The following is a 19,661-nucleotide window of genomic DNA, read 5'->3' on the forward strand; positions in this document are numbered from 1 at the left end:
GGTCTTCCGGGGACGGCGGGATGCGTCTGCGCAGGCGCCTGCCGGCGCGCGAAGATGGCGGATGGGCGCGGAAGCTGGCGCTCCGCCGCGCGCTGGCCCAACCGGGGCCGGGCGGCGGAGACCATGGGCGCCGCTCAGAGCCCGCGGGCTTCCCGCGCCGCGCCGGGCGCCCGGAAGCCGGAAAGGCTGGCCTGCCTGGCCGCTGGCGTCAGCGCCACCGGCTTCACTTCCATGCCGGCGGAAATCTTCTGGACCCCTTCGACCACCACGCGCTCGCCAGGCTGCAGGCCGGCGTTGACCAGCCATGCGCCGCCGACCACCTGGCCCACATCGACCGGCTGTAGCGCCACCTTGTTGTCGGCCTTCACCACCCACACCTCGGCGCGGCCATCGTTGCTGCGGTGCACCGCCTGCTGGGGCACGGCGATGGCGTCGGCGTCAACGCCCTGGGCGACGCGGGCGCGCACATACATGCCGGGGAACAGTTCGCCATCGGGATTGGGCATGAGCACCCGCAGGGTTACCTGGCCGGTGCCGGGATCGGCGGTAATGTCGGAGAACAGCAGCCGGCCGTTATGGGCGTAGACGCTGCCGTCATCCATGATCAGCTCGACGTTGGCCCCATTGCCCTCCAGCCGGGCCAGTTCGCCGCTGGCGAGGTCGCGGCGCAATTTGTTCAGTTCGCCCACGGACTGGGTGATGTCCACATAGATCGGGTCGATTTGCTGGATGGTCGCCAGCACGCCGCTGCTGGCGGAGTCGAGCAGCGTGCCTTCGGTCAGCAGCGCCCGGCCGATGCGGCCGGAGATGGGCGCGCGGACATTGGTGTATTCCAGATTGAGCCGCGCGCCGTCGCGGGCGGCCCGGGCGCCGGCCACCTCGGCTTCCGCCTGCTTCTGCGCCGCGATCGCCGCGTCGTACTGGGCCTGGCTGGCGATATGGCGCGCGAGCAGCGTGCTCAGGCGTTCGGCCTGCTGCCTGGCCAGCACCAGGCTGGCTTCCGCCCGTTGCAGCGCCGCCTCGCTGCGGGCCAGCTCCACCTGATAGGGGGCAGGGTCGATCTTGTAGAGCAGATCGCCTTCATTGACCTTGCTGCCCTGCTCGAAGGCGCGCTTCACCACGAGGCCGCTGACGCGGGCGCGCACCTCGGCGACGCTGCGGGCCGTGACGCGGCCCGGCAACTCGCGGACCAGCGGAACCGGCTCCTGCCGGACGGTGATGAAGGAAATTTCGGGTGGCGCGGCGGTGGCGGCGGCAGCGTTGGCGCTGGCTTGCGGCTGGTCGCAGGCGGCGGTGGTCAGGGCGAGGGCGACGGCGAGGCAGGGCGCGCCAAAGCTGGCGAGCCGGGCGCGCGAGGCATTGATCTTCATGAGACTGTCCGTCCGGTCCTTGATGATCGCCGCAGGGCTCAGGGCGACGCCAGGCCTCCCGGAATGGGGGCGGGGCGCGCCGGGCGGGCGATCGCATGCAGGGAGAATTGTCGGGTTGATTGCGGGCGAACGGCGGGGCGGCGCGCTTTTGGCGCGCGCGACCTGACCGGCGCGGCGGGATCAAACCCTAGGCGGACGTTCCTGGGGGTACTGGAAGCCGGATGGGCGCCGGCTTTGCGGCTGGGAGGCCAGAGCCTGGAAAACAACCGGCGTGATCGCAGGCGCCGGCAGATAGAAAATCAGGTCCGGGCCGCCGGGATCGGGACAATAATGCCGGGATTCCACGTAGCGTTCCGGGATGTCGCCCCGGGTTTTCTCAAGCACCTGGATCCTGCTGGAGAACGATGCGGCGCCCATGATCCGCCCGACGTTCATCAGCGGGCGGATATCCTGCGCCGGCGGGGCAGCGGCGACGCGCTCCACCGTCCCGGCATGCGCCATGGCTGGCGCAAGATACTGCGCTGACGGGAATATAATTCCCACCATGAGCAGCAGCATGATGCTGAGAATGGAAAGGCGCGTCCGGATCATTTGCCCGTACTTACGAAGAGTAAGGCCATGTCACAACGGACCTGCGGCGTTCTGCCGCCGCCATGCCCGCCTGACGACCCATCTTCTCCCCCCCAATGCTTAAGCAATGATGAACGCCAGCGGCGTCGCGGTCGTCGCCGCCCGGTTCTGGCGCGGCCCGTTATGACGCGGGCGAGGTTTCCGCCGATCGCGCCGCAAGGCGCTGGCGCAGGTCGCGCAGCTCCGCGAAACGGGCGCTGACGTCGCGCAGAACGCTGACGACGCCGGTGATTTCGCCGGTGGGCGCGCGCATGAACACAATGGTGAATTCGACGGATATGCGCCTGCCATCGGCGGTGACGGCGGGCACCGACAACAGGTCGCCCGCCCCGTAGCGCGACTGGCCCTGCGCCAGGGCGTGGCGCCAGCCTTCCCAATGGCGCGCCCGCAGGTTCGCGGGAATGATCAGGTCGAGCGAGCGCCCCAGCGCCTCATCCCCGGCAAAGCCGAAAATACGCGTCGCGCCGGGGTTCCAGAAGCGGATGACGCCGTCACGATCGGTGGCGAGGATGGCGTCGGACACCGCGCCAAGCAGCGCTTCGGCGACCTGGCTGGCAAACTCTGGCGGCGCGATGTCCTGCCGGGATTGTGTCGTCATGGGCTCCCCTCCCTCTGGTTTTCCCGCCGCCGCTCCGGCGCGGAGCCCTGGCGTGGAATGCCCTGGCCGGGCCCGGCGAACGGGTTGCAACGCAGCCAGGGGCAGCTTCGCCCCCGCGACAGATGGCGGGCCGTGAGTCGTCCCTGGCGGCCAGCGGATATTGCGCCGCCCGGAGGCCCCAAGGGAAGGCCGGCAAACCGGACGTCAGGCAAGGCGCGGCCATTTGGCGCGATGCGGCGATGACAGGGACTGAAGGCGCCGGCGGGTGGCCGCCGCGGACGGAGGCGGCGCGACGATGCCGCCGGTCAATCCGCCCCGGTCATCCAGCCTCCGGCGGGCGGTCGGTAGGCAATGCAGCTTCATGTTGCAACGCCGGGTGCGCCGGAGCGCCTGTTCGCCAGAACGGGCGTCCATGGGTTGGCGGCGTCAGGGGGCCACGCCAATCTTCGTGGCGGCCAGTCGCTGTCGGAGCCATTGCGCCGCCGGGCCAGAGGGCTTTTGCTTGTGCCAGACGACTTCCAGGGCGACCGGGTGATCTCCCCCGGCGAATTCAGGCTCGGGGAAAGCCAGGTCGCTGGCGACCGGCGAATTTTCGACGATGTGGGCGGGGATCAACGCCCAGCCGATGCCGTGCTTGAGGATCTGCATGATCACCCAATGGCTTTCCACCCACCACACCTCGGCCGCCACCCGCAGCCTGTGGCGCTCGGCGCTTTCAGTGCGCACGGTGACCATGAGCTGGCGATGGCGCTTCAGCTCCTCCCAGTCGACGCGCATATGCGCCAGGGGGTGGCTCTTGCCGCAGACCAGCTTCAGCGGCGCCCAGCCGATGGTTTTGAAACCCAGCTCCGCCGGCAGGTCCTCCTGCCGCCACATCACGCCGATCTGGGCCTTGCCGTCCAGCACCAGGCGGCTGACGTCCTCCATCATGGGAAATAGCAGCTCCAGCTCCACATGGGGGAAATGCCCGGCGAATTCGGCGCACAGGGCGCCCACCATGGCCTCCGGGTAGAGCTCATCAATGGCGACCACCAGCCGCTTCTCGACACGCGCCTCAAAGCTGCGGGCGATGCCGATGAAGTGGGCGCGCCGGTCGAGGATGATCCTTGCTTCCGGCAGCAACCGCGCGCCTGCCCCCGTGAGCGCGGGCGTGCGGCCGCTGCGGTCAAACAGCGGCAGTCCCAGATCGTCTTCCAGATTGGCGACGTGCGTGCTGACTGCGGACTGCGCCTTGCCCAGCAATCGGGCCGCGCCCGAGAAAGAGCCGGCGCTGGCGGTGGCGACAAAGGCCTCCAGCTGATCCATGGAAACGGACATCTATCGCTTTTCCAGATGGTATCCAACTTTGAACGCCAGAAGTATCAGATAGAACAGCGCCCGCACAACACGAAAGGGTTTGATGATGACGCGGTCCTTCTCCGACCGGGTTCGGCACGCGCTGCTGTTCGAGGTGATTGGCCTGGCGATCTTCATGCCCGGGTCCGCCTGGCTGTTCGACCAGCCGGTTGGCCACATGGGCGTTATCGGCGTCGTCTCGGCGACGGTCGCGACGGTGTGGAACTTTGTCTACAACGTGGGCTTCGACAGGGCGATGATCCGCCTCACGGGGCGCGTCGGCAAGACGTTACGGATCCGCGTGATCCACGCGATCCTGTTCGAGGCTGGCCTTGTGCTGCTGCTGGTTCCGGCCATCGCCTGGTATCTCGGGATCTCCGTGTGGGCGGCCCTGGCCATGGACGTGGCGATCGTGACGTTCTACCTGGTGCATGCGTTTGTCTTTAACCTGGCCTATGACCGGATTTTTCCGATCCCGGCGGCGGCCCCTGTCGCCCCGGCGCATGGTTGACAGCGCCGCGCCTGGCGGGGAGGGCGGCGCGCGATCAGTAATGGATCGCGGCGCGCAGGCCAAAGATCGCCGCGTTCCTGATCCGCGCGCCAGCCGGATTGCGTGGGTTGGCGACGCCGCCGCCTGGCCGGAACACGTACTGGAAGTCTGGCTGCACCGTGACGCCGGGCGCCAGCACGGCCTGATAGGTAAGCTCGAGCACGGCCTCGCTACTGCGCCGGGGGCCTGGCTGCCGGAAGCGCAGGATCGCATCCGTATCCAGTCCGCGCGCATCGCGGGAAATCCGCGCGAAGGCAAACCCCAGGCCGATGGTGTCATCGGAGCGGCCGCGGAACAGGCCCCGGTAGCTCACGCCCGCGTCGACATAGAGCTCGACCAGATTGCGATCCGATGGTGAAGCCGCGACGCGGATGAAGGCGGAGGCGCCGTCGTTCGGATCGCGCGCTTCACGATAGATCGTCTGGTCGATCATGGCGTAGACGCCGCTGTCGCCGCGACGGCCGCGCGCGGGCCCGGCGCCTGCCCCAGCGGTCACCGACGGCTCCGCCGCGCCCGGGCGCAGGTCGTTGAACCGGCCAGAATGCGTCCAGCCGCCGACCGTCACGGTTCCAGGCATGGTCCTGCCATGCGCCCCGAGGCCATAGGCGTAAGCCGCTTCCGCGATGATGAAGGGCGGGTCGCTGGTGCGGAAGTTCGTTCCCGTGCGGTTGAGCCGCTGCGGGTCGGCGTCCCCGCGTCCGACGCCGGCCGGATCGCCATTGAACAGGCCGACCTGGAAAGAGAAATGCCTGTCCGGCGTATATTTGGCCCGGATGCCCGGCGTCGCGAGAGGATAGGCCGGGCCGCCCCCGGGCAGGTTGGCGGCGAGGCCCGCCGGCCAGCCGAAGGTTCCATTGATGAACAGCGTGGCCGTCTGGCTGACGGCGAACTCCGTGTCGGCTGCGAGTTGCCCGGCGCGGATGCTCAGGACGTCACTGAACAGCTTCTGCTCGAACCAGAGTTCGTAAAGACGGGTTGACGGCAGGGCCTCAAGGCCACTGACCGTGAGCACGGCGCCGACATGGGAGCGCGACAGCCCGGCGCCGTGAATCTGGTACAGGTTGGCGTGGATGCTGGCCCCGCCCCAGCCCAGCAGCCTGTCGAGATCCGCGTCAGCCTGAAGCTCGAGGCGGCCGCCGTAGGCGCCGCCGCGCCGCATGCCGCCGGAGGCGTCGCCCAGAACCTCGCCGATATAGGTGAGGCTGTAACTGAGGCCGCGTTTCAGGAGCCAGGCGCGCATGCCGCCCGGATCGCCCCGGGGACCGAGGATGTCCTGAATGGAGGTGGCCAGATTGGCGGAAGGCTCGGCGGAGGTTTCCGGTTGGGCGACGGAGGTCTGGATATCGCCGCCCGCGCCATCGGTATTTTTAACGAACGGCGTTTCGGATGCGATGCGCCGTCCTTCCGGGGCCGGGGCGGGGGCCGGCGCAGCGGGCTGCGCGTTCGCCGGCATGATGGCGGCGACAAGAACGCCGCACAAGGTTGCAAGGGGCCGGATCCAGGTCACGCAAAACTCTCTGGCGAATTCTCCGGCAAGATATTTTCAGCCTGCCGCACAAGCCCGTGCGCCCGCCGCCTTGAAGCGCAGCTTTATAACATGCGTGTGACAGCGAACCGGAGCAAGCCAGCCGGTTGGTCGCGTCATGCCGAACCGCGCCGACCTGGCGACGCGGACGACGGACCTCAGGGGAACTCTGCCGCATGGGGCCGCGCGGGCATGGGGACCCGGAAGGGCCGCGCGGGCATGGAGCCGGCTTTGCCGGAGGATACGCGCCGCTGGCCCCACCCGGAGCCAGCCTCCCCCTGAAAGCAGAAGGGCCGGCGCAGGCCAGCCCTTCCCCTGTCGATATATGGCGCGTGCGCTCAGAAGCGGACGGCGAAATTGCCCTTCACCGAATTGTCCTGGGCGCGTTCGGCCAGCTGGCCGGTCCACGCCACGCCGAGGGTGACATTGGCGGCGATGTTCATGTCCAGCCCCGCTTCCAGCAGCAGGCTGTTGCGGGCGATGGGCGCGCCCGTGACATTGAAGGAGGACGCGCCGCCCGCCAGGGACATCCAGCTGCGTGGATCAACGTCGCCGAAGGCATGACGCCAGCCGATCGTGCCCCGCGCGGTGACGGCGTAACCGTTGGCCATGGCGAAGGTGTGCGCGACCCGCGCCCCGAGCGTGGTGAACGCCGTGTTCATGTCGGCGGTCTTGCCCATGAGAGCGGCCGCGCCGCCATACTCGTGGAAGCGGTCGCTGTCCAGGTTAACCCACGCCACGTTCAGGAACGGCTCGACAGCCGTGGCGCCAAAGCGGGCCGCATAGCTGGTTTCGCCGAACACCTGGGCGACGCCGGAGCGGTAAGAGCTGCGCGTGCTGTCGGCAAAGCCGGGGAAAGCGACGCCGCGACGGGCATCCGCGTCGTTCCAGGTGTAGGCCGCGCCGAAGCGCACGCCGATGGCGCCAAACGTGCTGCCGCCGTACAGGGCCAGGTGGTAGCTGTCCACCGAGGCGGAGGAAAGCCGCTGGTCCACGTCCACCGAGGTGCGGGCGTAGCCGGCCGCGAGGCCCAGGCGCCAGGTGTCGAACACCGGCGCGTCGACGCCAGCGAGGAAGCCGGCGGAGGAGCGCTCAGCCCTGGCGCTTGCGCCATGGGCGGCGCTGGCGTGACCCCAGGAGCCGAAACCCTGGCCCCAGACGGTGGCGTTGAGGCCAGTGATCGCCTGGGTGCGGGCGCTGTTCGCCGTCGCGACGGAGCCGCCAAACGCCTGAAGCAGGCGATTGTTCACGGCGTCGCGCACCTGGTGGCTGTCCTCAACGAGGGCGCCGGCGAGCGACGCGTGAGCCTCGCCGGAGATCGCGTCAAACGCCTGGCGGGCGCCCGTCGCGGAGGTTTGCAGCGCAACCTGTCCGAACAGCGCGTTGGTGACGGGCAGGCGATCGATGGCGCCCGCCGCGGCGGCCTGGTTTGGGGTCAACGCCACGGAGGCCATCGCGATGTCGCTGCGGCCGACCGTGACGTAGGCATTGTGCGCGTCATAGCTCAGCGACGGCGCGAGGAAGATGTATCCCGCGCCATTCGCCCAGGCGGCGCCGTCGAAGGACGTGCCGCCGAAGCCGCCGCCCGCGGTCACGATGGTGTAGGGGGTTCCGATAAGGAAGCCGCCATTGGCCGGCCAGGACGAAACCTCGACCCGGCCCGCGAGGTTGGCGACGCCAGCCACGGCGATCAGGTCCGACTGACCCGCGGCGTTGATCTCCGCCCGGTAAACGGAGGTTCCGACCAGGTTGAGGTTGCCGCCGACCTGAACGAGGCCGATCGAGTTGCCAGGCGTCACGACGCCCTGGTTGGTGAGATTGCCGGCAATGCGCCAGTTGCCGCCCTGAACCGAGGACGCGTCCACATCGACGTTTCCGCCAACGATGATCGGCGCGCCAACCGATCCGCCGGTCGAGGATGACTGGCCGGTCAGGGCGACGTCGCCGCCAATGATCGCGCCGCCTGGACCGAAGGTCACCTGGGTCTGGCTGACAGACAGATCACCTTCGATGACGGTGCCGTCACCAAAGTTCATCGCGCCGCCGCGCTGGTGCGAGGTGAAGTTGCGGACGCCGTAGGCCACGCCGCTCCAGCTCGCCTCGGCGCCAAGCTCCACGTCGGTATAGCCGGTGGTCTTCCCGCCCTGGTCAATGATGTCGCCGCGCGAGGTCGAACCATCGGCCAGGGTCAGCGAAACCTTGCCGCTGTCGCCGCCGGCGCCGCTGCGGTCAACCGCGAGCAGCACGCCAGAAGCGCTGCCGAGTTGCGCGCCGGGGCCAACCAGGACGCCAACGTTCTGGTCAGCCTTGCTGAACGAGGTGGCGATTGTCGCGGTGGCGCCCTGAACGACGACGTTGTTCAGCACCAGCGCAGCATTGTTCTGGATGCGGATGGCCGCGTCCTGGGCCGAAGTAATGGCGCCGCCGTTGACCGTGGCCGTCGCGTCATCGGCGAGCGCCAGGCCCGCGCCGCCCACGCCGCGCGCCATGAGCGAGCCGCCCGTCATGTTGATCTGGCCGCCCTTTTCGGCAACGGCGCCATGGGCGTTTTCGCCCGAGACAGCAATCGCCGTGTTGGCAAGGTTGATGACGCCGCCGGTCGCGCCGGCCTGGTCGTTGTTGGCGACGACGCCATGGGCGCCGGCGCCCGTGGTGGCGATGCTGGAATTGGCGAGGTCGATGCGGCTTTCGCTTTCGACCTGCGCGCCGAAGCTGGTTGCGCCGGACGTGGCGATGGCGACGCCGCTGGCGTTGATGACGCCCGCGTCGACGGCGTGCAGGCCAAGGGCGTAAACGCCGCCGGTGGCGATATGGCCGCCGGTGAGATTGATGGTTCCGGCGCTGCCGGTGGGGTAGATGGCGCCGCCGGTGCCATTGGCGCCGGTCTGCACCGCGTGGGCATTTTTGCCTGTGGTGGTGATGTCGGCGCTGCTGTTGATGACGGCGCCCTTGTCAGCCAGCAGACCGTAGGCGCGCTCACCGCTGGTGGTGATCTTTCCGCCGTTAAGCGTGGCTTCAGAACCGGCTCCGGTGGCGTAAACGCCATAGGCGCTCTTCTGTTGCGTGCTGATGGAGCCGCCGGTCATGTTGGCCGAGCCGCCCGCCGCTACGACCAGGCCCATGGCGTTGGCGCCGGTGACGGTGATCGTGGTGTTGGTGAGGTTGACCACGCCGCCGGTCGCGCCGACCCGGTCGTTGTTGGCGACAACGCCATGGGCGCCGGCGCCTTCGGTGGCGATGCTGGAATTGGCCAGGTCGATGCGGCTGTTGCTTTCGACCTGCGCGCCGAAGCTGGTGGCGCCTGTGGTTGTGATGTTTACGTGGTCAGCGTTGATAAGGCCCGAGTCGACCGCGTGCAGGCCGAGCGCGTATACGCCGCTGGTGGCGATGGCGATAGCGCCGCCGGTCAGATTGACGACGCCGGCGCTGGAGCCATCGTAAATGCCCTCGACGCCAGTTTTTCCAGTGCCATTGGCGCCGGCCTGCACCGCGTGGGCATTTTTGCCTGAGGTCGTGATCTTGGCGCTGCTGTTGATGAAGCCGCCGGTGTCAGCAAGCAGGCCATAGGCGCGCTCACCGCTGGTGGTGATCTGTCCACCGTTCAACTGAATGGTGGATCCCGCTCCAGTCGCCTGCGCGCCATAAATCCACGCGCCGGTTGTGGTAACCGACGGGTCGTCAACGGTTACGGTTTGCCCGCCGCTCGCAATGATGGAATCAGCCAGGGCGGCCGTCGCAAAAATGGACATCACCGCCGATGACGCCAACAGAAGCGCCCGGCGCCGACGAAGCGCATTTGCCGCAAGATTCCGGCGCGCGATCGTACCGCTGTCAATCATAAGAATTATACCCCATACCCCAATTAGGATTCGAGTCATGGCCATTTGGCCAGATTGTGTCAACGGTGAATGGAAGCATCAGGAAACGTGTCGGGGGGCGTATGAATTTTGACACAGCCAAAGCAACCTCATTTGGCGTTGGTCGCGTGGATGTGCGTAGAATTTCTATAAGAAACAAATTACATATATTATTAATATGAGGTAAATATATATTAATATCAACTTATCATAATAATTTTGCAAATATTAATACGTGTGAATATCTGTTGAGATATAGCAATGCCCGGCGATTTGACGGGCCAGGGTTCGCGTGTCCGATGTCACAGATGTCGCCGCAGCAGGACGGCGCGTTGCCCAGGCCATGCGAGAACCGTGCGGTCACGCGCCATTCCGCGCCATCTCCCCAGCTGGCGCATGCTGCCGCGAACGGTCCTCACCTGACGCGGCGTCATGCGCCAGCAGGCTTCAGCGCCTAAAGCAGGTCGAGACTTCCCAAAGCCAGGGCCTGGCGGGCGGGGCGCTCGGCCATCACGGCGAACATCTCGTCGCCGCGTTCCGTGCGCGCCACGCTCATGGACGCGAACACCGCCATGAAGTAGCCGCTGAGGGCCCCGATGCGGTAGTCGGTCCACAAACCGTCAATATCCGGCGCGACGCCCGCGGCCGAGAGGGCGTCGATCCAGTGCGCGAAGGCTGGCCGGTCCGCCGCGGCGCGCTCGCCGGGATCCGCGATGCTGGTGCCGACCAGGTAAGCGATGTCGGTGGCGCCGCTGCCGCGTCCCAGGGTCTGCCAGTCAACCAGCCAGCATTGTGGGGCATCCGGCGCAAACAGCACGTTGTCGATGCGCAAATCGCCGTGGACCAGGGCGCGCGCCGCGTGCGCCCGGGTCAAATAGGCGTCCAGGCGCTGGACGAGGCCGGCGCCGAGATCGAGGACCTCGGGCGCCAGCCGGCTGGCGTAGCGCTCCCTGAAGCCTTCATAGAACCTGGGGAACAGCGCCCGAACGGTATCGCTGCTGTCCCGCGCCAGCCAGGGCAACTGATCGAGACGCGGATCGTTCCATAATAACGCGTGCAGCCGCGCCGCGGCCGTGATGCAGGGTTTCAGGCCCGCCAGCCCCTGTCCGGCCAGCTGGTCGCCCTGCCGGGCGGGCGCGAGATCTGACAGGATCAGGATGAAATCAATCTGGTTGGGCGCGATGTCGGCGTGGTGGCAAACCGGCGCGGGCACGCCGCTTCCGGCCGCAAGCTCCCGGTACCAGCTGACTTCCTTCACGTAGGTTCCGGTCAACGCCGCGATATTTCGGCTGGCCTCATCATGGCTGGGACATTTGGCGATAACGCTGGCGGGGCCTGCCCCGGCGTCGCGCCAGTCGAGCGTCAGGCGAAAACTGTCGCACATCTGCCCGGTGCCGACCCTTTCCGCGGAAAAACCGCGCAGGGAGCCGGCGCCACGTCCCAGCGCCGTCGCCAGCCACGCCGGGCTCATGCTTTCGGGAGTGGTGGGGAAGCTCATGGCGCGGGCTCCATCAGGCCGGAAAGTCCCGTGGGCGCGTGCGGGCCAACGAACAGCTGTTCCAGCACGCCGATGCCCAGGCGTTCAGCGTCGTCGCCGCCCAGCCGGGCGGTGACAGGCGCCTGGATGTGCATGGCCAGCGGATTGGTCCAGTTCCGGCCAGTTTCATCCAGCGCATCGTGCGCCACGGCAAGGTTCGGGCCGTGGTCAAGGCCATGGCCCCATTCCGGGTGGGCGTAACCGAGGCCGCTCATGGCGAACACCGGTCCCGTGGGCGTGAGCGTCAGGACGCGGCCAGGCTCAAGCTCCGCGCGAAGCCGGGCGATGCGGCGCGTCCCGGCCTGCCAGTCAATGGAGAACGCCGTGGCGTCGTAGTGATGCTCGGCCCCGCCGTCGACGGCAACGACCGCCCGCCGGTTCCACGCCTGGCCTGCGGCGTCGTCATTGGTGTGGAAGAACAGTGAGCGGTCATCGAAATTGCACGGCGTCCATAGCCAGAAGAACTGCGAAAAATTGCCCTCTGGCGGCGGCTGGGGCTCGCGCGCGCCAACCGGGCGGATGCCCCAGCTGCGATCGCGCGTGCCGCTCCAGCCGGGGCCCGCCGCCACGCGCGCGCCGTCCACCGACAGCCAGCCCTGCCAGTGGCCGTTCTGGGTCATGCGCGTGTAGTCCATGAACAGGCGCGTGCCGTTGCGGCGGATGAAACGGGGCTCCTCGATGGGGAAATGCCGGCCGGTGAACGTCAGCTCCGCCGCAAGCGGGCCGTCGTTGGCGGCGATGCGCAGGGTGATCACTTCCAGCGGCGCGTCGATGGAAATGGCGATGGGGCCGACCGTCAGATCGAGCCGCTCCCCGGCGGAACGGCGGCTGGCGCGCAGATTGTACTGGACGCCGCCGCTCAGCACGCAGAAGGCGGCGTCGACAATGCCAAGCTGCGGATAAAAACCCATGGCGGCGCCGAAGAACACCGACCCGTCCGGGCTGTAACCGTTGAAGAAATAGCGATCGTAGAAATTGCGATCCGTTCCGGCGAACGCGACAGGCTCGCTGGTTTGATGCAATGGAAAATCATCGCCCCTGGTCAGCATTTCCTCATCCCTTTCGTTTGAACTGGTTTTGTTTTTGTTTCCTGGCTAGTGCAGCCATTTCGGCCAGGCGCCGGATGTTATCCCGCAGTCTGGCAGTCGGCGCGTTATATTTCCCTGCAAGGCAAATACGATGCGGCGACATGGCGATGGTTACGCCGGAGCCGTTCGCGGGTGCGGCCTTTCCGGTGAGAGACGGCCGTTGGGTTCCCCAGGGGGCTGTTTCTGCCGGCGTCCGTGAAGGTGGGCGGGCTCGCGGAGCCATGGGGCAGAAAAATCCGTAAATTCAGGATCATGGTGGAATTTCGGTCGCGTCAGGTCTTCAGCCTGCCCTGGCTTCGTCAACCTGGCCAGCTTCGGGCGTCAGGGCGGCCAGGGCGCCTGTCGCCCGGGCGAAGCGCACGACCTGACGTCCGATCGTCTGCAACTGGGCGCGGGCGCCGGCGTCGAGGCCGGAATCCGGCTGGGCGGTGTTGACGGCGCCGCCCAGAGGTGTGGGCCAGCCGCGCAAGGCATGGACGACGGAACGCAGGCTGACCAGCGTTGAGCCCGTGGCCTGCCACCCGGCGGCGCAGGCGATGCACCCGACCGCGCGGTTTTCAAGATAGGGCTGCGGGCTGTCGCGCAGGTCCTCGACGTAATCGAGCGCGTTCTTCACGAGCCCTGAAACGATGCCGTGGTAGCCGGGCGAGGCGATCACGAGGCCCTGGCAACGCGCTACGAGGCTCACGAAGCGCGCGGCCTTTGGCGAGCGTCCAGGATCGTGCGGCGCATACATGGGGAAGTCGAGGTCTTCGCCCACCAGCGCGATGGTTTCGGCGCCGGCTTCGGCGGCGCTGTCGAGGGCGATGCGCAGCGCCCTCTCGGTGGAGGAGCCCGGACGGGTCGCGCCGCCGACGCCAAGGATCAGGGGGCGCTTCCAGTCCGGCGGATGCGTCATGTTCATGCACCGTCTCCGGCGTGCGGCCGCGCGCCGGGCAGGCTGGCCAGCAGGCTCCCCGGGGCGGATATGAAGATGGGTTGCGCGGCGCGGCGGCCGCGGGTCTCCGGCAGCGGGGGGCGTTACTGGGCGGCTTCGGGCTTGTCGCCCATGCCCATGGCCTGGAGGATTTCCGGGCTGATGTTGTCCGCGCCCTTTTCGGCGATGTGCCGGGCGACGCGCGCGCCCACCGCCTGCACCTGCTGGCCAAGGAATGCGGCGTGATTATCCCGCGCCCAGTTCATGGAGGCTTCGCGGTTGACGTTGAGCTGCTGGAACCTTGGCGCGACGTAACGGGCGAACAGTTCATAGGACTTTTTGGTATTGTCCCAACTGGCCCAGTTGTGGGCGAGGTGCAGATAGGCGCCGAAGCCGCCTGACTGGCCCACGAGGCGCTCGATTTGGGCGATGGCGTCGTCCGGCGTGCCAATCACCGCCAGGCCCGTCGCGTTCATGGCGTCAACCGGGTCCACCCCTGCCTCAACCGAAATTGGCAACGCGGCCACCTCGCGGAAGTAGAACAGCCATTTTTCCAGGCCGAACTGCACGTTGGCCCGGGCCTGCTCGCGAGTTTCCGCGATGTGCATGGGGCCAACCAGTCGCCAGGCGTTACGGTCCATGGCCTTGCCATGATCGGCGGCGGTCTGTTCCCCGATCGCCCAGTTGGATGACAGGGCGTTGAAGCCGCCGGCGCTCGTCGCGCCCAGCGACAGGATGGCGGCGCCGTGGCGCCCGGCCGCCCGCGCGCCGGTGGGCGACACCTGACTGGCGACGGCGATCTCCACGGACGGGCGGGAGTACGGCGTCATCTGCAGGCGCGCGTCCTGCAGGGTGAACCAGTCGGTCTTGCGGTTGACCGTTTCGCCGCGCAGCAGCGGAACCAGCGCGTCCAGCGCGTCGTCCATCATGTCGCGCTGCTTCGCCACCTCGATGCCCATCATGTAGGCGTCGGAGGGCAGAGCGCCGGGACCCACGCCGAACATCACCCGGCCGCGGGTGATGTGGTCGAGCTGGTTGATGCGGTCAGCCAGCATCAGCGGATGGTGATAGCTGAGCGATGAGACGCCGGTGCCGAGGCGGATATGCCGGGTGCGCTCCGCCACGGTGGCGATGAACAGCTCCGGGCTGGCGATCAGTTCATAGCCGGCGGAATGGTGCTCGCCGATCCACGCTTCTTCGTAGCCGAGCCGGTCGAGCCACTGCACCAGCTCAATGTCCCGCTCGAGCGCGAGCGTCGGATTCTCATCCGGCGGATGGAACGGGGCGATAAAGGCGCCAAAACGCAATCTGGCCGGCAACGACGTGGACATGAGCAACCTCCCCTGGCGCCTGCGCCTTGCCGGCAGGTCGCCGCCTGTTGATCCGTGTGGGAGGGCCGCCCGCGCTGGCGCCCGCCAGCAAGGGTCCGCTGCCGGATCCCGGTCGCCGGAAGCCGGAACAGTGCGCCTGACGCCGCAGGACCTGAGCCATGCGGATGCAGCGCGGGAAGAATGCTGTCGCAAGGTTTCCGGACGCGCCGGCGGCGCGGCCCGGGCCAGCAAACATCATATCCTCCAGGCGGGTCCTCCACGCGGGCGTCATCTGCGGACGCTCCCCGATGTTCAAACGCTATGGCGAACGCATCAAGTAGTCAATCGTGACTAGAAAATTTGCCCTCATGCGATAACGGCCTTGCCAGCGGGCGTGACTTGCCGGCAGGAGTGACTTGCCAGCAGGAGTGACTTGCCGGACGTTTGACCGCTGGGTGGCGGTGATGCGGGCGGGGATGCGGCGGCGTCGCCGGCAATCTGCTATGACCGGGCGGTTGAAGACGCAAACCGTGAACAGGCTGATGACTGCGCAGCACAGGGACAGACGGGCCGGGATGACTGGCGATGGGGATGTTCTGGTCGACGCCAGGCGTCGGGCGCTGACGCCCCGGGGCCGGGATACACGACGGCGGCTGCTGGAGGCGACGGTTTCCTGCCTTAACGCCGTCGGCTATTCGGCGACCACAACCCAGGCGGTTACGGAGGCGGCTGGGGTAAGCCGGGGCTCCCTGCTGCACCAGTTCCAGACCCGCACCTACATGATGGCGGCGGCGGCGGGGTTCGCGATGACCGGGATGATCGATTCTGGTCGCAGGCGGTTTGCCGTGCTGGAGGAGCCCGTCGCTCGTCTCCGCGCCCTTTGCCGGATTATCGAGGAAGTTCAGCGTGAGCCGGCGGCGTTCGCGTTGAACGAGATCCTTCTCGCCGCCCGTTGGGAGCCGGAGCTGGCGGCCTGCCTGCGCCCGCTGGCCGAAAACATCGAACGCGTGATGGACGCCGACATCGTGCGCATGGCGGCGGAAGCCGGCGTCGCGGACCCGGAGCCGCTGCGGGTTCGCTCGCGCGCGCTGATCGCCGCCATGCGCGGTTTTTCGATGGAGCTGATGTTCAACGCCGACCGGGCGGCGATCCACCAGGCCATCCGCATGACCCGGGCCGATTACGACGATTTCCTGTCGCGCACGCTGGAAAACGTCGCCTGAGGTCCAGCGCCGTCAGAGGTCGCTTGGCGGCGGACGGGTCAGTTGGTTTCGGAGTTGTCAGTGATGATCGCGCCGAAGCGGACTGAACCGCCCCGGGTTTGCCGGAGGCTCCAACCTCCAAATAGGAGGGAGCCATGACGAGCAAAACTTCGAGCAAATTCCCGGCTGAGGAGCGTCAGCGAGCGGTGCGGATGGTGATGGATCACGAGGTGACCATTCTTCCCGTTGGACGGCGTGTCAGTCGATATCGGCGAAGATTGGTTGCCCGGCGCACACGCTGCTGGATTGGGTGAAGAAGACGGAGGCAGACGCCGGCAAGAGAGCTGGCGTGCCGACAGACGTGGCCGAGAGAATGAAGGCTCTTGAGCGGGAGAACCGTGAACTCCGGCAGGTCAATGAGATCCTGCGCAAAGCGAGCGCCTGTTTTGCGCAGGCGGAGCTCGACCGCCCATTCAGACGATGATCGCGTTCATTGACGATCACCGTGAAGCGCATGGGGTCGAGCCGATCTGCAGGGTGCTGCCGATCGCCCCGTCAACCTGCCACGCTCACGTCGCCAGTCGCTCAGATCCCGGGAGGCTGTCCACGCGGGCGAAGCGGGATCTGGCGCTCAAGCCGGAGATCGAGCGTGTGTTCGTCGAGAACTTCGATGGCCGACCTCAGCCTGCACGGCGCCATTCGCGGCAAACGCATCCGCACCACGGCGCCGGACAAGGCGACGCCATGTCCTCGCGACCATGTGAACCGGGTCTTTCATGCCCCGGCCCCGAACCGGCTATGGCTTTCGGACTTCACCTACGTCAGCACCTGGTCAGGCTTCGTCTACGTGGCCTTAGTCATTGATGCATATGCCCGGCGCATCGTCGGCTGGCGCGTGAGCCGGACAGCGCATGCGGGCTTCGTGCCCGACGCTCTCGAGCAAGCCCTGCATGAACGGCGGCCTGTGCACCGGGGCGGCCTGGCGCACCATTCGGACAGGGGATCGCCATATGTCAGCATCCGCTACACCGGGCGTCTGGCGGAAGCTGGAGTCGAGCCGTCTGTCGGCAGTGTCGGCGACAGCTACGACAACGCTCTCGCCGGGACGATCAACGGCCTCTACAAGGCCGAAGTGATCCACCGGCACACGCCATGGCGAAGCTTCGGGGCGGTGAAGTTCGCAACGCTGACCTGGGTCGACTGGTTCAACAACCGCCGGCTGCTGGAGCCTATCGGCAATATCCCGCCGGCAGAAGCCGAGGAGCGCTACTACGCCATGCTCGACCACCAGCCAGTAGCCTGACTTGAACAAAATTGCCTCCGGCAAACCCGGGGCGGTTCAAAACGGCAGCAGGCCACAGTCGGCTTAACGCGTTGGAGACCGCCGGTTGTGACAGCCCCAGTTCCGAAGCTGCGGCTGAAACGGGGCCGTGCCGCATTACCGCATCGAAAGCTTTTAGCAAGTTTAGATCGAGCGAATTGATTCGTAACCGAAAGATACAATCAGCATTATCAATTTTGAGAATGCCACAGCAACGGGTAACCTATCAACGGATCACAGCACATTTTCCCATTGAGCTGTTCGATTACGCCTGATCGGTCTCTTCATGCGGAGTTGCCACGATGTCATCCATCGCCCGAATTGATACGCATCAACACCTGATACCACCCTTTTACCGCAAGCTGCTCGACGATCGCGGCCTCACTGCGGGTGGTTGGCCCACCCCAGCCTGGGATGAGCAGGCGGCGATCGCCATGATGGACAGAGAGTCGATCGTTACCGGCGTTCTTTCTCTGAGCGCTCCAGGCGTTCATTTAGGTGACGATGCGGAGGGGCGCACCCTGGCGCGCCAGGTAAATGAATATCATGCGAATCTGGTCAAAAGCCGGCCTGATCGCTTCGGCCAATTTGCTTGCTTACCGTTACCGGATGTCGACGGTGCGGTTGCAGAGGCAAGATATGCCCTGGACGAATTGCATGCCGATGGTGTGGTGCTGCTTTCCAATGCCGGCGGCAAATATCTGGGCGACAGTAATTTTGAGCCTTTATGGGCCGAACTCAACGCCCGCTCTGCTGTCGTTTTCATCCACCCGACAGAGCCACCGATCGAAATGCTTAAGGGATTACCGAGTCCGTTGCTTGACTATCCCTTCGATACAACACGTACGGCGATTCACATGATCGTCAATGGAGTGATGAGCCGATACACGAACATTAAAGTGATTCTGTCGCATGGCGGAGGATTCCTTCCCTACGCGGCCTACCGGTTCACCGGCGCTGCGCCGTTCAATCCTGGCACGACGCCCGAGGGCATCATGTCCGATATGAAGCGGTTCTATTTTGACACCGCCCTCTCTTCCAGTCCGACGGCGTTGCCGTCGTTGCTCGCATTCGCCGATCCCACGCGCATCACTTTCGGAAGCGACTTTCCTTTTGCCCCCATCAGCCATGAGTTCAACGCGGCGCTGGACGCTTACCCGCTGAACGAGAAGCAGCGATATGCGATCAACCGGGGCAACGCTGAAACGCTGTTTCCGCGACTTGCAAAATCCAGCAGTCCGACATTTTGATGTTGCTTAAGGCACGATACCCTTTCGGGGATTGCGTGGCGTGGTGTCCATTCACCTCGACGGCTACTGGATTACGCAGGCCCATAACCTGCCGCTGGCCCGCAAGCGTGGCTGTTTGCGCGCCGACTTTGTGCGTGACGCTGCTGTGCGGGCGGCCGAGGACGTGTTGATGGAAAACCGGTCATCCGCATGAGTCCGGACGGATTTCCGGCGTTCATGGACGTGCTCGCGGGTCCGGCTGCACCTGTCCCTGAAATGGTGGAGATGGCCAGGCCGCCGGCGCCTTGGGAGGCTGGTGGCGAAGCAAAGCGGTAATGCTGTGGTTCTGTCAGCTCCGGAGCCGTTTTCAGCCTGGCGCGACGTATCTGGTTTCTCATGCGGCAAGCTTACGCTTGACCACTGGCTGAAGATGCGCGCCCTCGCCAACCAGCAGAAGGGATTCACTGCTGTTCCTGTTTTCCATGAGGCGGGGCGTGTCGCTGGCTACTACGGTTTGGCTCCGACTGCCATGGCGCCAGCCGCCATGCCGCGTTCGATACGCACCGATCAGCCGCCGGATCCCGTTCCGTGTCTGCTGCCTGGTCAGCTTGCCACGGATGCAAGGCGAGCGGGGCAGGGGATCGGGACAGGTTTGGTCAAGCACGCGCTCGAACGTTGCGTTAACGCGGCGGCTCTGGTTCGGGGGGCGCGCTGATGGTCAATACGATTGACGAAGGAGCTGCCCGGTTCTGGCTGCGCCGGGATTTTGTGCCTCCAGGGATGACGCGCTCGTTCTGTTCCGCGCGATTGCGGATATTGCGGCGTCGTTGGCAAGGGTCTGACGCCGGACTGGCAAACTGTCTCCTTGGGCGGCTGGCGCGTTCATCTTCGGCAGTTGACGAAACCTTGGGACCAAAATTTTCTGGCCGCATCTCCTCCATGTGGGCGTCCGCCCGGTGTCGGCCGGCAATCATTTGCCGGGAGCGTCATCAAGAGTTGTTTTTTACGGTTCTAAAAAACGTCATCATTCAGAAGGGCGTACGGGATGTTTGGCCCGAGACGTCCACAGGCGTGATTTGTGGGATGCGCTGATGTTGTGACGGGTCGTTGACATTGGGGCTGGGAGGGTCCTATAAGGCGGACATCGGCGGCGGGGTTCACCTGCTGTTTCAGCCAGACCCTTCTGAGAGAAG

The 19,661-nt window shown here is 66.2% G+C and carries 16 protein-coding genes, 1 pseudogene and 1 other annotated feature; of the genes and pseudogenes, 6 read left to right on the forward strand and 11 right to left on the reverse strand.

Going from position 1 to position 19,661, the window contains the following annotated elements:
- Positions 1 to 134: 134 nt before the first annotated feature.
- From EV666_RS09850 to EV666_RS09865, 4 genes are all read right to left on the reverse strand, one after another.
- A complete protein-coding gene (locus tag EV666_RS09850; RefSeq protein ID WP_132006841.1) occupies positions 135 to 1,370 on the reverse strand; it encodes an efflux RND transporter periplasmic adaptor subunit in 1,236 nt (411 codons plus the stop codon).
- Between the two features lie 180 nt (positions 1,371 to 1,550).
- On the reverse strand, positions 1,551 to 1,961 hold the full coding sequence (locus tag EV666_RS09855) for a hypothetical protein (protein WP_132006844.1): 411 nt from the start codon (positions 1,959 to 1,961) through the stop codon (positions 1,551 to 1,553).
- A 160-nt stretch (positions 1,962 to 2,121) separates the two neighbouring features.
- Entirely contained in the window at positions 2,122 to 2,598 is a 477-nt protein-coding gene (locus EV666_RS09860; protein ID WP_132006847.1) for a PAS domain-containing protein, read from the reverse strand.
- A 426-nt stretch (positions 2,599 to 3,024) separates the two neighbouring features.
- Complete coding sequence (locus EV666_RS09865) at positions 3,025 to 3,915, reverse strand: LysR family transcriptional regulator (protein ID WP_132006850.1); 891 nt, start codon at positions 3,913 to 3,915, stop codon at positions 3,025 to 3,027.
- 82 nt (positions 3,916 to 3,997) lie between these two features.
- On the opposite strand from EV666_RS09865, the gene EV666_RS09870 reads away from it, so the two are divergent.
- Complete coding sequence (locus tag EV666_RS09870) at positions 3,998 to 4,444, forward strand: PACE efflux transporter (RefSeq protein WP_132006853.1); 447 nt, start codon at positions 3,998 to 4,000, stop codon at positions 4,442 to 4,444.
- A gap of 34 nt (positions 4,445 to 4,478) precedes the next feature.
- On the opposite strand, the gene EV666_RS09875 is transcribed toward EV666_RS09870, so the two are convergent.
- The 6 genes from EV666_RS09875 to EV666_RS09900 all read right to left on the reverse strand — a co-directional run bounded on the left by EV666_RS09875 (position 4,479) and on the right by EV666_RS09900 (position 14,737).
- Positions 4,479 to 5,990, reverse strand: coding sequence for a carbohydrate porin (locus EV666_RS09875; RefSeq protein WP_245514333.1), 1,512 nt, complete (start codon positions 5,988 to 5,990; stop codon positions 4,479 to 4,481).
- 356 nt (positions 5,991 to 6,346) lie between these two features.
- Complete coding sequence (locus EV666_RS09880) at positions 6,347 to 9,613, reverse strand: autotransporter domain-containing protein (protein WP_132006856.1); 3,267 nt, start codon at positions 9,611 to 9,613, stop codon at positions 6,347 to 6,349.
- A 706-nt stretch (positions 9,614 to 10,319) separates the two neighbouring features.
- Positions 10,320 to 11,363, reverse strand: a complete 1,044-nt coding sequence (locus EV666_RS09885; RefSeq protein ID WP_132006859.1) for a phosphotransferase family protein — start codon at positions 11,361 to 11,363, stop codon at positions 10,320 to 10,322.
- Entirely contained in the window at positions 11,360 to 12,451 is a 1,092-nt protein-coding gene (locus EV666_RS09890; protein ID WP_132006862.1) for an Rv3169 family protein, read from the reverse strand. The genes EV666_RS09885 and EV666_RS09890 overlap by 4 nt, the downstream gene beginning before the upstream one ends.
- Positions 12,452 to 12,770: 319 nt before the next feature.
- The gene (locus tag EV666_RS09895) at positions 12,771 to 13,394 is read right to left on the reverse strand and encodes an NADPH-dependent FMN reductase (protein WP_245514334.1); all 624 of its coding nucleotides are present in this window, start codon (positions 13,392 to 13,394) and stop codon (positions 12,771 to 12,773) included.
- Between the two features lie 116 nt (positions 13,395 to 13,510).
- The gene (locus EV666_RS09900; RefSeq protein WP_132006865.1) at positions 13,511 to 14,737 is read right to left on the reverse strand and encodes an LLM class flavin-dependent oxidoreductase; all 1,227 of its coding nucleotides are present in this window, start codon (positions 14,735 to 14,737) and stop codon (positions 13,511 to 13,513) included.
- Positions 14,738 to 15,291: 554 nt separating this feature from the next.
- Between EV666_RS09900 and EV666_RS09905 the strand changes: the two genes are divergently transcribed.
- Positions 15,292 to 15,939: a TetR/AcrR family transcriptional regulator gene (locus tag EV666_RS09905; protein ID WP_165909961.1), complete on the forward strand. Its 648-nt coding sequence runs from the start codon at positions 15,292 to 15,294 to the stop codon at positions 15,937 to 15,939.
- A gap of 134 nt (positions 15,940 to 16,073) precedes the next feature.
- Positions 16,074 to 17,221, forward strand: a pseudogene (locus tag EV666_RS09910) (IS3 family transposase).
- Positions 16,357 to 16,473, forward strand: a sequence feature (AL1L pseudoknot). (Overlaps the previous pseudogene by 117 nt.)
- Here EV666_RS09910 and EV666_RS18820 read toward each other — a convergent pair.
- Entirely contained in the window at positions 17,148 to 17,381 is a 234-nt protein-coding gene (locus EV666_RS18820; protein ID WP_342635659.1) for a LysR family transcriptional regulator, read from the reverse strand. The pseudogene EV666_RS09910 and the gene EV666_RS18820 sit on opposite strands and share 74 nt — an antisense overlap.
- A gap of 160 nt (positions 17,382 to 17,541) precedes the next feature.
- Here EV666_RS18820 and EV666_RS09920 point away from each other — a divergent pair, with 160 nt between their 5' ends.
- From EV666_RS09920 to EV666_RS09930, 3 genes are all read left to right on the forward strand, one after another.
- Positions 17,542 to 18,489 carry an amidohydrolase family protein gene (locus EV666_RS09920; RefSeq protein ID WP_132006871.1) on the forward strand — a complete coding sequence of 316 codons (948 nt, stop codon included), beginning with the start codon at positions 17,542 to 17,544 and terminating at the stop codon, positions 18,487 to 18,489.
- 40 nt (positions 18,490 to 18,529) lie between these two features.
- Positions 18,530 to 18,682, forward strand: coding sequence for a hypothetical protein (locus EV666_RS18875; RefSeq protein ID WP_425359564.1), 153 nt, complete (start codon positions 18,530 to 18,532; stop codon positions 18,680 to 18,682).
- A gap of 102 nt (positions 18,683 to 18,784) precedes the next feature.
- Positions 18,785 to 19,183: an N-acetyltransferase gene (locus EV666_RS09930; protein ID WP_342635660.1), complete on the forward strand. Its 399-nt coding sequence runs from the start codon at positions 18,785 to 18,787 to the stop codon at positions 19,181 to 19,183.
- The last annotated feature ends 478 nt before the right edge of the window (positions 19,184 to 19,661 follow it).

This window comes from Camelimonas lactis, assembly GCF_004342915.1.
GTDB classification, from domain to species: Bacteria; Pseudomonadota; Alphaproteobacteria; order Rhizobiales; family Beijerinckiaceae; genus Camelimonas; species Camelimonas lactis.

Bases quoted from the DNA above. Each gene is read 5' to 3' on its own strand.
- EV666_RS09850 (WP_132006841.1), bottom strand. From the start codon at position 1,370: ATGAAGATCAATGCCTCGCGCGCCCGGCTCGCCAGCTTTGGCGCGCCC.
- EV666_RS09855 (WP_132006844.1), bottom strand. From the start codon at position 1,961: ATGATCCGGACGCGCCTTTCCATTCTCAGCATCATGCTGCTGCTCATG.
- EV666_RS09860 (WP_132006847.1), bottom strand. From the start codon at position 2,598: ATGACGACACAATCCCGGCAGGACATCGCGCCGCCAGAGTTTGCCAGC.
- EV666_RS09865 (WP_132006850.1), bottom strand. From the start codon at position 3,915: ATGTCCGTTTCCATGGATCAGCTGGAGGCCTTTGTCGCCACCGCCAGC.
- EV666_RS09870 (WP_132006853.1), top strand. From the start codon at position 3,998: ATGATGACGCGGTCCTTCTCCGACCGGGTTCGGCACGCGCTGCTGTTC.
- EV666_RS09885 (WP_132006859.1), bottom strand. From the start codon at position 11,363: ATGAGCTTCCCCACCACTCCCGAAAGCATGAGCCCGGCGTGGCTGGCG.
- EV666_RS09890 (WP_132006862.1), bottom strand. From the start codon at position 12,451: ATGCTGACCAGGGGCGATGATTTTCCATTGCATCAAACCAGCGAGCCT.
- EV666_RS09895 (WP_245514334.1), bottom strand. From the start codon at position 13,394: ATGAACATGACGCATCCGCCGGACTGGAAGCGCCCCCTGATCCTTGGC.
- EV666_RS09900 (WP_132006865.1), bottom strand. From the start codon at position 14,737: ATGTCCACGTCGTTGCCGGCCAGATTGCGTTTTGGCGCCTTTATCGCC.
- EV666_RS09905 (WP_165909961.1), top strand. From the start codon at position 15,292: ATGACTGGCGATGGGGATGTTCTGGTCGACGCCAGGCGTCGGGCGCTG.
- EV666_RS09920 (WP_132006871.1), top strand. From the start codon at position 17,542: ATGTCATCCATCGCCCGAATTGATACGCATCAACACCTGATACCACCC.